This is a genomic window from Psychromonas sp. KJ10-5, assembly GCF_055808325.1.
Genome location: NZ_CM147864.1, coordinates 3,224,257 through 3,237,311 on the forward strand (window position 1 = coordinate 3,224,257; position 13,055 = coordinate 3,237,311).

Annotated in this window: 10 protein-coding genes; 5 read left to right on the plus strand and 5 right to left on the minus strand. The window is 36.2% G+C overall.

What is annotated here, in order from left to right; translation table 11 throughout:
- Positions 1-206: 206 nt before the first annotated feature.
- The 4 genes from glmS (at position 207) to AC0L3W_RS14125 (ending at position 7,958) form a co-directional block, all read left to right on the plus strand.
- Positions 207-2,039: a glutamine--fructose-6-phosphate transaminase (isomerizing) gene (glmS, locus tag AC0L3W_RS14110; RefSeq protein ID WP_333387462.1), complete on the plus strand. Its 1,833-nt coding sequence runs from the start codon at positions 207-209 to the stop codon at positions 2,037-2,039.
- A 277-nt stretch (positions 2,040-2,316) separates the two neighbouring features.
- Entirely contained in the window at positions 2,317-3,369 is a 1,053-nt protein-coding gene (locus tag AC0L3W_RS14115; RefSeq protein WP_409440247.1) for a DNA cytosine methyltransferase, read from the plus strand.
- Positions 3,350-6,331 (plus strand): ATP-binding protein, encoded by a 2,982-nt coding sequence (locus AC0L3W_RS14120; protein ID WP_473573623.1) that lies wholly within the window; start codon positions 3,350-3,352, stop codon positions 6,329-6,331. The genes AC0L3W_RS14115 and AC0L3W_RS14120 overlap by 20 nt, the downstream gene beginning before the upstream one ends.
- Positions 6,324-7,958, plus strand: coding sequence for a response regulator receiver domain (locus tag AC0L3W_RS14125; RefSeq protein WP_409440245.1), 1,635 nt, complete (start codon positions 6,324-6,326; stop codon positions 7,956-7,958). The genes AC0L3W_RS14120 and AC0L3W_RS14125 overlap by 8 nt, the downstream gene beginning before the upstream one ends.
- A 100-nt stretch (positions 7,959-8,058) precedes the next feature.
- Here AC0L3W_RS14125 and AC0L3W_RS14130 read toward each other — a convergent pair whose 3' ends face one another.
- Positions 8,059-9,315 carry an adenylosuccinate synthase gene (locus tag AC0L3W_RS14130; protein ID WP_409440244.1) on the minus strand — a complete coding sequence of 419 codons (1,257 nt, stop codon included), beginning with the start codon at positions 9,313-9,315 and terminating at the stop codon, positions 8,059-8,061.
- A 132-nt stretch (positions 9,316-9,447) separates the two neighbouring features.
- Here AC0L3W_RS14130 and AC0L3W_RS14135 point away from each other — a divergent pair, with 132 nt between their 5' ends.
- A complete protein-coding gene (locus AC0L3W_RS14135) occupies positions 9,448-10,323 on the plus strand; it encodes a LysR family transcriptional regulator (protein ID WP_409440243.1) in 876 nt (291 codons plus the stop codon).
- 157 nt (positions 10,324-10,480) lie between these two features.
- On the opposite strand, the gene AC0L3W_RS14140 is transcribed toward AC0L3W_RS14135, so the two are convergent.
- From AC0L3W_RS14140 to AC0L3W_RS14155, 4 genes are all read right to left on the minus strand, one after another.
- Positions 10,481-11,404, minus strand: coding sequence for a sensor domain-containing diguanylate cyclase (locus tag AC0L3W_RS14140; protein WP_409440242.1), 924 nt, complete (start codon positions 11,402-11,404; stop codon positions 10,481-10,483).
- Between the two features lie 168 nt (positions 11,405-11,572).
- Complete coding sequence (locus AC0L3W_RS14145; protein WP_409440241.1) at positions 11,573-12,064, minus strand: diguanylate cyclase; 492 nt, start codon at positions 12,062-12,064, stop codon at positions 11,573-11,575.
- Between the two features lie 14 nt (positions 12,065-12,078).
- Positions 12,079-12,483: a hypothetical protein gene (locus AC0L3W_RS14150; RefSeq protein ID WP_409440240.1), complete on the minus strand. Its 405-nt coding sequence runs from the start codon at positions 12,481-12,483 to the stop codon at positions 12,079-12,081.
- Positions 12,484-12,546: 63 nt separating this feature from the next.
- A complete protein-coding gene (locus tag AC0L3W_RS14155) occupies positions 12,547-12,831 on the minus strand; it encodes an excalibur calcium-binding domain-containing protein (protein WP_290041323.1) in 285 nt (94 codons plus the stop codon).
- Between the last annotated feature and the right edge of the window lie 224 nt (positions 12,832-13,055).

A 13,055-nucleotide genomic window follows, 5' to 3' on the forward strand; every position in this document is an offset into this window, starting at 1 on the left:
GTAAAAATAGCGATGTTTAAGCGATATCAATAACAAGCATACACGCATAATCTTGCGCTTTTTTACTGGTTATTTTTGTTTTCACGCATATTTGTTTGTGTTTTCTTTTTTATTTGCATGTTTTAGCTGTTTTTATGATGATCTTTTATAATAAATACACTAAAGTATGCGTTAATTAATTTTTAACTAATCATCTGGGGAAGTATATGTGCGGTATCGTTGGTGCAATTGCGCAAAGAGAAGTATCTGAAATCCTAATCGAAGGCCTAAAAAAATTAGAGTATCGTGGTTACGACTCTGCGGGTGTTGCCGTCGTAGATAGCGAAGGTAAACTAACTCGTGTACGCCGTTTAGGTAAAGTACAAGCATTAGCTGATGCAGTTGATGAAATGCAGGCTATGGGCGGTACTGGTATTGCACATACTCGTTGGGCAACACACGGCGAACCTTCAGAGGCGAATGCACATCCACATGTTTCTGCGAATATTTCTATTGTACATAACGGTATTATTGAAAATCATGAACCGCTGCGCACACTATTACAAGAACGTGGTTACATCTTCAACTCTCAAACTGATACAGAAGTGATTGCACATTTAGTGGAGTGGGAACTAAGAAGCTCATCATCACTTCGTGAAGCGGTACAAAAGACCGTTCCGCAATTAGAAGGTGCTTATGGCATGGTTGCGCTAGATAGTCGTGACCCATCGCGTTTAGTGGTTGCTCGCTCAGGTAGCCCATTAGTTATTGGACACGGTATCGGTGAAAACTTCCTAGCATCTGATCAGTTAGCACTATTAAATGTGACACGCCGTTTCACTTATCTTGAAGAAGGTGATGTAGCAGAAATTACCCGTCGTGAAGTGTCTATCTTTGATTTAAAAGGTAATGCCATTGAACGTGAAATGGTTGAGTCTAACGTTGAACACGATGCTGGTAGTAAAGGTAAATATCGTCACTTCATGCAAAAAGAAATCTTTGAGCAGCCAAGCGCGCTAATTAGTGCATTGGAAGGTCGTATTAATGATGACAGCATTGTTGTTGAAAGCATTGGCAATGGTGCAAAAGAGATACTAGCAAAAGTACAGCATGTGCAAATTATCGCTTGTGGTACATCATACAATTCAGGTATGGCTGCACGTTACTGGTTTGAGTCTGTTGCTGGCGTTAGTTGTGATGTCGAAATCGCATCAGAATTCCGTTACCGCGACTTTGTTGTTAGACCAAACAGCTTACTATTAACACTTTCTCAATCGGGTGAAACCGCAGATACATTAGCGGCATTACGTTTGGCAAAAGAGAAAGGTTACATGTCAGCAATGTCTATTTGTAATGTATCTGGTTCTTCACTAGTACGTGAGTCAGACTTAGCCTTTATGACGCGAGCGGGCACTGAGATAGGCGTAGCATCAACTAAAGCCTTTACTACACAATTGGCGGCGATGCTTATTTTAGTAACAGCCATTGGTAAAGAGCAGGGCACAGTCGATGCTCAAAAAGAAGCGGATATCGTACGTGCTTTACATTCATTGCCTACACAAGTTGAAAAAGCCTTAGCATTTGATAAAGAGATAGAAGCTTTAGCGTCTGACTTTGCTGATAAACACCATACATTATTCCTAGGGCGTGGAGAATACTATCCGATTGCTATGGAAGCGGCGTTAAAACTGAAAGAGATCTCTTATATTCACGCAGAAGCTTATGCAGCAGGTGAGTTAAAACATGGGCCATTGGCACTTGTTGATGCAGATATGCCAGTTGTTGTTGTTGCACCGAATAACGACTTATTAGAGAAACTAAAATCTAATGTTGAGGAAGTACGTGCACGTGGCGGTTTACTCTACGTATTTGCCGATGAAAACTCTGGTTTTGAAGCGTGTGACGGAATGAAAATTATTTCACTGCCACATGTTGATCCAATCATTGCGCCGATTTTCCATACAGTACCAATGCAGTTGTTGTCATACCACATTGCGTTAATCAAAGGCACTGATGTAGACCAACCACGTAACCTAGCGAAGGCTGTTACGGTTGAATAGGCGTAAAATATATTTTTCCTTGTTCAGTGCAAAAAGCTTTTTTATCTAATGACGCTACCCTTGGGAGCTGGCTGTTACTAGAGTCATTTGAGAGTGGCTTATCCGTTGCAGTCCTTGAAGGGTGAAATGGACGATTGTTAATCGATTTAATTAGTTATATTTTATTTGAAACTATGCTACATGGAGTAAATATCTTTGATATTATCACTTTATAATATAATGGTGTTTAATGTGATGTTTTTTGAAATGAAAATTATTTTTAATAAAAAGGCTTTTTATGAAGGCGGTTGATTTCTTCTGTGGTGGTGGGGGAATGAGCTGTGGAATGCTTCAGGCTGGCATTGAAGTATTAGGTGGTATTGATTACGAGATTGCTTGTAAAGGTACATATGAGAAAAATATCATCGGAGCTAAATTCATACACGCAGATGTTTTTGAATTAAAAGAAGAAACTATCCAAAATAATTTAGGGTTAGAAAAGAATGATGACAGTTTAATTTTAATAGGATGTAGTCCTTGTCAATTTTGGAGCATTATAAATACAGATAAGAAGAAATCTGAAAAATCTAAAAGTTTATTAGTTGAATTCGAACGCTTTGTTAAATTTTTAAATCCGGGCTATGTTGTTGTGGAAAATGTACCTGGTGTATTGAAACGCAAAGAAGAAAGTGGGCTGGATAAATTTATAACTTGGTTAGAAGTAAATGGTTTTAAAGTCCATTTCGAAATTCATAACACTTATGATTTTGGTGTTCCACAAAATAGAAAAAGATTTACATTAGTTGCTAATCGAGTTAATGATAAACAAGTATTCCCCAAAAAAGTAAAAGATAGAAAAACTGTAGCCGATGTACTTGGCGTAAAGAATGGGTTTAAAAAAATAGAGGCTGGAACTGTAGATGAAACAGAGTTTTTGCATACTGTTTCTAATATTGCTCCGATTACCTTGAAAAGATTGTTAAAAGTTAAAAAAAATGGCGGTAACCGTCTAGACTTCGCTGATGATCCTGAGCTTCAGCTCCCATGTTTTGTAGGTAAAGATAAATCTTTTATGGATACTTTTGGTAGGTTGTCTTGGGACAAACCAGCCAACACAATAACAACTAAGTTTTACAGTGTATCAAATGGGCGATTTGCACATCCAGAAGAAAATAGAGCTTTATCATTAAGGGAAGGAGCAACCTTGCAGTCTTTTCCTAAAAATTACAAGTTTTTTGGTAGTAGTGTGGCTGCTATTGCTAGACAAATAGGGAATGCAGTTCCTCCAGAATATGCAAGGCAAATTGGATTAGCAATAATAGAAAATTATCATGGCAAATTTCAAAACTAGAGCGAGAACATTAGACTTATTAGGTCGTCAACAAATAGCTGGTATTCCAACAGCAATCAATGAGTTGTTAAAAAATGCTCATGATGCTTATGCCGATAAAGTGGATATTGATTACTTTAGGTTAAAAGGTCTTTTCGTATTACGTGATGACGGTATCGGAATGACTAGAAATGATTTTGAAACTAGGTGGTTAACACTAGGAACAGAGTCTAAAACAAATCATCGAAGATTTTCCCCTCCCCCGATAGACAGTTCAAAAACCCTTAGAATACCTATGGGTGAAAAAGGTATTGGAAGATTAGCTATTGCTTCAATTGGTAAGCAAGTTCTTATTGTGACGAAAGCAAAAGGTCACCCTCAAATAACAGCAGCGTTAATTAATTGGCAAATCTTTGAACTTCCAGGACTTAACTTAGAAGATATCGTTGTTCCAGTGAAATCGTTCAGTTCACTACCAGACATGAATGACATTGTTTCGATGAAAAATGAATTAATAAGTTCTATTGATAAACTGTTAGTACAAGATGATATTAGCCAAGAAGAGTATAAAGATATTTTATTAACAGTTGATTCTTTTGATGTCTCACCTAAGGATCTAAATAAACAATTAGTAAGAAGTGAACCTTTTGATGAACTAGATTCCGGAGGAACTTGTTTTTATGTCTCTTCTGTCGAAGATGTTTTAAAATTTGATCTTGATGGCAATTCAAATGCTAAAGATGCCACTAAGATTGAAAAGATGCTAATGGGTTTTCATAATACAATGACTCCCGAACATCCTGAACCTCTTTTAGATATTGTATTTCGAGATTATAGAAGTGAAGATGGTACTTATACTGATGTTATTGATAAAGAGCACTTTTTTACAATTGAAGACTTTAAATTAGCTGATCATCATATACATGGTTATTTTGATGAGTTTGGTCAGTTTAAAGGCTCGATTAAGATATACAGAGAAAAAACGTTTGAACACATCATTAATTGGCGAGGTAATAATCTTAATAAAACAAGTTGTGGCTCGTTTGAGGTTAATCTCGCGTATATTCAAGGTACAAAGAAGGATTCTATTATTGATTTAGAAAATCATTCTAGATTGATAGCTAAAACTGATAAGTTTGGTGGTTTATATGTGTATAAAGATAATATTAGAATATTGCCGTATGGTGATTCTGACTATGATTTTTTAGAGTTCGAAAAAAGAAGAAGTAAACATGCAGCCCAAGCTTTTTTTTCTTATAGAAGAATGTTTGGTGTCATAAACCTATCTCAAACTAATAACTATAAGTTAAAAGAAAAAGCTGGACGAGAAGGGTTTATTGAAGATCATGCCTATAGGCATTTAAGAGATATACTTAAAAATTTCTTTATTCAACTTGCAGCTGATTTTTTTAGAGAAGGGAGTTCAGCAGGCCCTAAAGCAGAAGTTTGGGCACAAAAAAGAGGTGAATTATTTGCTTCTCATCAAGCATTAGAAAAAAGAAATAAACAGGCTAAAGTTCGTAAGGGAAAGTTTGAAAAAGCTCTTGATAAATTTTTTACTGATAACCAGTCTGGACTTATCCTGCAGGAAGTCGAAACTCTTTTTACAGAAGCTGAGCAGTCTTTTAATACTATATATTCTATTAAAGATCATGATCTTGCAAGCCAAAAAATATTAGATTTAGAGTCTGAGGTCAGACAAAAGATAAATGATTATCGTAAATCAATTCTTGTATCCACTCCAAAAGGTTTTTTAGTTAGAGGGGAGTTAAAGACTGATTATGAAACATATATTGAGGAGATGGATCAATTAGAAAGTGGATTATTTTCTAAAACTTTTAGTAAGTTAGATAGGCTTGTTGAGAGTACTGTATCTGAATTGGAAATATCGGTTAGCAAGAGAAAACGCCTTGAGCAAGCTGTTGATTATATTTCTAAAGAAGCGAAACAAATCAATACTGAAAAGAAAAAAAATGCTACTGACTCTGTAGGTGAAATTAATAAACGAGTTAAAGAGCTCACAACTGAGCTAATGATAGACCTTGATGATCAAATAAGAACGGTTAAAGATAAATTTAAAACTATTTCTGTAGAAAATGAAGCTGATATTGATCTAGTTGCTAAGAGGAATGAGTTATCAGAACAAATAACCTCAATTAGTGAGCGAAACACTAATATACTGGACACTATTATTCGGCAATTAGAGGGTATTTATTGGGTAAAAGACGATAATAATAATTACATAACTAATGAACAAATTACTAGTGCATTAGGTGAGGAATTAGAAACTTTACGAGAGAAGGTTTCTACTGATGTTGAATTGAGTCAATTAGGGTTAGCAGTAAGTGTCATTCATCATGAGTTTAATAGTACAGTTAGGTCTGTTCGTTCAAGTCTTAAAGATTTAAAAGCTTGGTCAGATGTAAATGAACACCTCGAAGGTGTTTACAATAATATTAAGATAAGTTTTGAACATTTGGATGGTTATTTAAACTTATTTACCCCTTTAAATCGAAGACTCTCGCGTAAAACTGAAGACATAAAGCTACTTGAAGTTAAAACTTTCTTGATTGATTTATTTAAAAGCCGTTTAGCTCGTCATGAAATATCTTTTAAGCACACCAAAGGTTTTGCTCGCAATCATATCAGAGGCTTTAGATCTTCCTTTTATCCTGTTTTTGTTAATGTTATGGATAACGCTATTCATTGGTTAAATGAAAGTGGCAATGAGGAAAAAACAATAAGACTACATGCTGATGATGATGGTTCTGTTTATATATCTAACAACGGCATTGAAATACCTATACAAGATAAAAAGAAAATTTTTGAATTAGGGTTCAGCCGCAAAGAAAATGGTAGGGGGATGGGATTACATATAAGTAATGAGGTGCTCGAAGCTGCTGGTTATACCCTTAGTTTAGTTGAACCTAGATCTGATTCAAATGTAACATTTAAAATAGCTAAAGTGGTACAGGATGACTGATAATTTTCAAAGCCTATCAAATGAGATAGCAAAGGACTTTCTACAAAGTGTAGTTTTTATAGATGATAAAGCATATTCCGCGGTAGATGGCGCTGATACTCAACATGACTTTGATGCCAAGACAATTACTAGAGGTTTTGCTAGTAATCATAAAATTTGCTCAGTTTTTCAACCAGAGAAAGAAGCTGATATTCAGCTTTTTTCTGATATTGCTGCTAAAGCTGATGTGACAGTTTTAGATTGGCAGATTATTATACAGAACTCTACCGAGTTATCTGCGACAGAAAGCGATGAAGATGATGATGATGACGATATAAGAGGCTCTTACACTAAATGTATTATCAGAAACTTATTAGGCTCCCCAAGTAAGCTAAATAGTCTAAAATTAATATTGGTATACACTGGCGAAACAGACCTAAATAATATAGCTACAGAAATATTAAGTTATTTAACTACTCAAGAAATTAGCGGTTTTAGTCTTTCTGGAGATGATGATTGTTGCGTTGTATCAGGTAGCTGTAAAATTCTGGTTAGGGCTAAGTCTAATGGTGGTAATGGGCGAGGAACACATAATCCTGCTCTACGAGACAAAGAAGTAACATATCAGCAGTTACCAGAGTTCATTAATAATGAATTTGCCAAAATGACTAATGGGCTTTTATCAAATTTTACTTTAAAAGCTTTGACTGTGATTAGGAAAAATTTCTTTCAGGTATTAAATATTTTTTCAAAAAAATTAGATGCTGCGTATTTAACTCATAAATCATTATTACCAAACATTAATGATGCTAATGAACTTCTAGTTGAATTATTAGGAGACACATTCACTTCAATTTTAAGAGTTGAAAATCTTAGCAGTAGTATCAATACGGAGGTAATTGAGCTTTGGATTGAACAATATATCGAAGAAGAAGAAAGAGCTAAGTTAGATAATTCTGGTAAACCTACAGCGGAAAACTTTAGTAGAGATAAAGATATTTTAAAATCTTTACTGGTTTCATCAGAGGATGTTAAACAAAAAATCATTAATGCTTTGATATCTAAAGGAATTAGTGCAAATAGTGCTAAAAATAACTATAAGAAATATGCTTTTAGTTTATTTCATGAAAGCGGTGAAGACGAAAGTTTAAATAGAGATTTTGCATTACTTTGCCAACATAAAGATCTTATTAAATATGACAATCATACCCCAGTATTAACCCTTGGTACTGTTGTCAAAAGTAATAATGAGGAAGGTTCATATTACGTTTGTATTCAGCAGCGTTGCGACTCCGTGAGGGTTGATGAGCAACAGGCAAGAAGATTTCTATTTTTATCATTGTCCATTGTAAATCAAGATAGTAAGTTTGATTTTATAACACCTGGTGGTGATAAGTTAAAGCTTGGTAAATCAATTTACGATATGCGAACCGTTAAATTTTCTGGTTCTTCCGAAGGGACTGTCAAAGCTGAAGACGAAAGTGAAAAAATGTATTTTGTTCCTTTTTACTACTCAGAAGAATTAACAGAAAAATTTGAGTTTATTTTTGAATTAAAAGATCTATATGCCCAACGGATAGTTGTTCAATATAGTTCAAGTTTATCGCGTGTTGGTTTAGATGAGCCAGAGTGGATAAGACTGAGTTAGATAATTATTTAGCTTAATATAAAAAAACCGACGAAAGTCGGTTTTTTGTTTTCTATCATCACTTAACAGTTAATAGCGTGAAATGTCATTACAGCAACGATTATCGAATGATCATTTGCTCGCGCTCTGGACCGACAGAGACCATGCTTACTGGTACGCCCATCAGTTCTTCAATGCGAGTTACGTAGTTTTGTGCTGCGGTCGGTAGGCTTTCAAAGGTGCGGCAGCCGCTGATATCTTCATTCCAGCTTTGCATTTGTTCATAAACAGGTGTTAATGATGCTGTTTGTGGCCAAATTGGGTTTTCTGGGTGTTGCCCTTCATAGGCAACACAGATTTTTAAATCAGCCATGCCTGATAAACAGTCGATTTTTGTTAAAGCAATTTCAGTTGCTGCTTGTAACTCAACACCATTGCGTGTTGCTACTGCATCAAAGAATCCCATATCACGTGGGCGACCTGTTACTGCACCGTATTCATTAGCACTTTCACGGAAGTTATCTTGATGCTCCATGGCTGTTACTAATGTGCCTGTACCTACTGATGAGCTAAATGATTTTGCGACGGCAACAACACGTTCAGGGTATAGCGCAGGTAAACCGCTACCGATACCCGCATAAGCGGCCGTCACATTCGATGATGTTGTCCAAGGGTATTCACCGTAGACTAAGTCTCTGCCCGCACCTAGTTGCGCTTCAAATACTAGGTTAGCCTTTTCTTTTTGTAACGCTTTTAGTGGCTCTGTGACGTTGCAAATGAATTGACGCCAAGGCGCAGTCACTTCTAATAGCCAGTTAGTCATCTCTTCTGCTGTTTGATTAAACTCATGATCAGGGTACAGCGCTTTTAATTGAGGTAATTTCCAATCTAGTAGGAATTGAATACGTTGTTGTAGTACTTCAGGTTGTTTTAACCAACCCACTAGAATGCCTTTTTTCATCACGCGGTCACCGTAAGCGGGTGCGATACCTTGTCTTGTTGAACCGTAGGCTGCATCACCAAGACGTTGCTCTTCTAGCGTGTCTTCTAAAGCGTGTAACGGTAAACATAGTGTTGCGCGGTCTGAGATAGATAGTTTTACATCAATATTTGCTTGTTTAACTTCATTGATTTCTTCAGTTAATGCAGAAGGGCTGATCACCATGCCAGGGCCAAGTACCGCTAAGCAATTTGGGTTAAAGATGCCACTTGGTAACTGGTGTAATTTGAAGGTACCGAAGTCATTTACCACGGTATGGCCAGCGTTATTACCGCCTTGGAAACGAATACTTGCGCTTGCATCTTCTGCTAAAAAGTCAACGATACGGCCTTTACCTTCGTCGCCCCAGTTTGCGCCTACAACCACTATTGATGTCATGCTTTACCCCTTGAATGATGAAAAGGGTATGCTACATAATCAATGTTAATATGATAAATTAATAATAGTTATTACTTTAATAAGTAACTCATATAATTTGTTGTGTGTTAAGTTGAATGAGGACGTGATCTTATGCTTGATATTAATTGGTTAAAAACCTTTGTAACTTTAGCGGAGTTACAACACTTTGGTAAATCAGCTATCGCGCTACATATGACACAACCTAATGTTAGTTTGCATTTAAAACAGTTAGAGAAAGTGACACGCACTAAGTTGATAGAACGTAGCCCATTTCGGTTAACACAAGCCGGACAGCGTTTATTGAAAAGCAGTCAAAAAACCTTGCAGGAATTGAAGGTTTGCCAAGCAGATATTAATGCCTTGAATGAGCTTCACCAAGGAACATTGACCATTGCTGCTAGTGATATTATTTCTAGAGCTTTGCTGATTGAACCTTTTCAGTTATTTAAACAAGCGTATCCAAATATCGATCTGGCTTTATTTAATACGACTTCTTCACAGGCTTCATCATTAGTGAAAAGCGCAGATGCTGAATTAGGCTTTGTGATCGAGCAAAAAGAAAGTTTACCTTTACATTTTAGTGAGTTAAAAGCGGTACATTGGTGCGCTGTTGGACATCAATTAGCTTTAGTACAAGGCGAGGTGGTACAAAAAGATAGCGCTGACCTGCCGACTTTAATTTTACTAGGTCATGATACAAGAACTCGTGATTTGATTGATCATGCTTTGCCTTCTTTAAATATACCGCGTTATCGGATCATGGAAGTGGGGAGTGTCGATGCTCAATTAGACTGGGCTGAAGCAGGATTTGGTACGGCGATTGTACCTGATTTCTCATTAGACAGCAGACCTCATTTAAAATCGGAAGTGGTGACTTTAGCCGACTTCCCTTGCACCAGTTTGGGGTACGTGGTGCGTAAAAACCAAATTTTATCAAAAGCAGTTAAGCATCTTTTAAGGTTGGTGGGTGATAAGATCACAACTTAATGCTGCTATCTCATCATGCTAATAGTATTGTTGTAAGTGTGGCATATGGCGCGTCATTTTCTTCAATTTACATTTTAAACTAAGCCATTTTTGTGATTAACCATTTAGCGCCTTTACTTAATGATGGAGTCAAACAGTGTGTGGCTTATTGGCTTCTTTATGGCAGCTTATAATAAACACAGTTTCTACCTAAGGCTTTGGCTTTATACAAAGCCTTATCAGCAGCATTGATTAGTTTATCTAAATCCCATTTATTAAATGTATCTGTATGTACTACACCAATGCTTACAGTGAAACTAATATGGTGACCTGCAAATTGGTTTTTGCTGGCTTCGATACTGCTGCGTAACTGCTCTGCTAAATCAATTAATTGCTTATGTTCAATACCTGCACAGGCGACTAAAAACTCTTCTCCTCCCATGCGAATTAGCTGATGCTCACTTGAAAGTGTCTCTACAATAATTTTCACCATTTTTTGTAAACCTAGGTCACCAACATGGTGCCCATAGTTATCATTGATCAGTTTAAACTTGTCGACATCAATGGCTAATAAGCCGCCTTTAAATGAAGCTTGTTCAAATAAAGTAGGTAATTGGATATCTAAGGCTCGTCGATTATTACAACCTGTTAGCGGGTCGGTATTAACCATGTTTTCTAATTGCTCAGACTGTTCTTTAAGTTTGGTTTGATTAATTATCAACTGTTGATTCATTACCGTAACATCGGTGATATCGTAAATGGTGCCTACTAAATAAACGTCTCCACTGGCCATCGTAAGGCGGCTTTTTCGAGTGATCACTTCACGTTGATCTCCGTTACTATCAAACACCGATTCATAGGCTTCATCTATTTCACCGGTTTCGAGTACACGCAAATCGCCGCCATTACATTGCGCAACTTGTCGATCAACAAATACTTCCTTATCTAGTTGTCCTAACACATCTACTCGATTAACCTGGAATAATGCTTCAAAGGCTTTGTTTATGAAAATATATCGAAGGTGGCTATCTTTGATTAGTACCGGGGTAGGTAAAATCTCCATTACTTCTTTAAATAAAGTAAAATCAGTAACTTGATGCATTGAAAGGCCCCTAGACTGGATATCGATGTAGCTGGAGAGTTTAAAATAATGGCAATTATTACAATGTAGCTACAATTACCGTTAAATCAAAAAATATAACTTTAGTGTTATATTCTTGACTATGTGCTAAGTCTTATCAAGAGGCATGTAACGAAATTATAAATTAAGTTAACTTTCTAAGCGGTTTCTCCCTCTTTTTTTAGCTTTATAAAGCATATTGTCTGCTTGGTGAATTAATATTCTTTCATGGGCTCCAAAGCTTGGGTAGATGGTTGATAAGCCAATACTAGCGGTTAAATAAGGTTGAGTAGTAGAACTTGGGTTAGCTATGTCTAGGTGGGCTATCTCTTCTAAAAGACTGATCAGTAATGCTTGTGCTTCTGTTATTGAAGTATTACCTAAAACAATAGCAAACTCTTCGCCACCATAACGAGCACAGATATCACTTGAACGATTAACAAATTGTTTAAGTAACTGTCCTATCTTTATTAAGCATTGGTCACCATGTTGATGCCCATAGGTATCGTTGAGTAATTTAAAATGATCTAAGTCGATGATTGCTAGGCTAATTGGTAACTCTAACCTTAGGCATCTTCGCCATTCCGCATTTAAAAACTCATCAAAATAACGGCGGTTGGCAATATTCGTTAAGCCATCCATTCTAGCTAAGTTTCTTACTTTTTCTTCGGCAGTTTACGTTCACTGATATTATGATGGGAAATAACAAAATAGGGAACTTGTTCAAATACAAGGGGGGTTACTCGCATCATAAACCAACGGTTTTGTTTTGGACTATGGCATGGATACTCGAAATAGAAGCTTTCAATAGTTTGGTCAATAACACTTCTAATACCTTGTGCTACCTGAGCTCCATAGTCATCGTGAACTTCACTGGCTTTATCGCAAGCTTCAATATAATTAACACCTAGCCACGTTTCTTTAATCAAGCAACCATTTTGAGCAGCAAACGCCGTCCAGCTTTTATTCACATATTGGATCGTACCTGTACTATCAATTACCGTAATATGGTCTGCTATTGAATCCAGTATTAAGCTTAGAAATCCTTTAATATCTTTCATGCGGTTACTCGCTATTTTGTATCTTTCATCCTGAAAAATACCCACTAACTTTATTGTTTACACTTAATTACACCATTGACGCTCACAGGGAACTCCGTCATGGTTCCCATCCATTTTAGTATTAGGGCAGTGCTCAATAAAGAACGTTGCTTCTTCACATGAATGCATTTCACTGCAATACTGACGACCATCACATGAATATTGCTGTTTATGGCTCTTAAAATTACTTAATTTTACAGGTTTATTTAGCTGTTCAATATCTGCATTGGTGATAACAGGGACGTTGTATTTTTGATAAATTTGGTTTGCTGCGATACCAATCAATATTAATATTAATAGTTTTTTCATCTTTTCAAAGTACCTTCATTTTTATGAAAAATGTAGATTACCTTTGGCATTAAAAGATGCAATTATATTTTTTGTTTTATTTTGATGTAACTATAATTAAGATCTGTAAATAATCAATTGGTGGTATCTTTTTTGTTTGGGGTGTATCACGCAAATGAGTTATAAAATATCCAGCTATTGCTCTTTTCCATCTTGGATTAACATTATAAGTACATAACTTGTAG

Bases quoted from the DNA above. Each gene is read 5' to 3' on its own strand.
- AC0L3W_RS14155 (WP_290041323.1), bottom strand. From the start codon at position 12,831: ATGAAAAAACTATTAATATTAATATTGATTGGTATCGCAGCAAACCAA.
- AC0L3W_RS14120 (WP_473573623.1), top strand. From the start codon at position 3,350: ATGGCAAATTTCAAAACTAGAGCGAGAACATTAGACTTATTAGGTCGT.
- glmS (WP_333387462.1), top strand. From the start codon at position 207: ATGTGCGGTATCGTTGGTGCAATTGCGCAAAGAGAAGTATCTGAAATC.
- AC0L3W_RS14145 (WP_409440241.1), bottom strand. From the start codon at position 12,064: ATGGATGGCTTAACGAATATTGCCAACCGCCGTTATTTTGATGAGTTT.
- AC0L3W_RS14115 (WP_409440247.1), top strand. From the start codon at position 2,317: ATGAAGGCGGTTGATTTCTTCTGTGGTGGTGGGGGAATGAGCTGTGGA.
- AC0L3W_RS14125 (WP_409440245.1), top strand. From the start codon at position 6,324: ATGACTGATAATTTTCAAAGCCTATCAAATGAGATAGCAAAGGACTTT.
- AC0L3W_RS14150 (WP_409440240.1), bottom strand. From the start codon at position 12,483: ATGAAAGATATTAAAGGATTTCTAAGCTTAATACTGGATTCAATAGCA.
- AC0L3W_RS14130 (WP_409440244.1), bottom strand. From the start codon at position 9,315: ATGACATCAATAGTGGTTGTAGGCGCAAACTGGGGCGACGAAGGTAAA.
- AC0L3W_RS14140 (WP_409440242.1), bottom strand. From the start codon at position 11,404: ATGCATCAAGTTACTGATTTTACTTTATTTAAAGAAGTAATGGAGATT.
- AC0L3W_RS14135 (WP_409440243.1), top strand. From the start codon at position 9,448: ATGCTTGATATTAATTGGTTAAAAACCTTTGTAACTTTAGCGGAGTTA.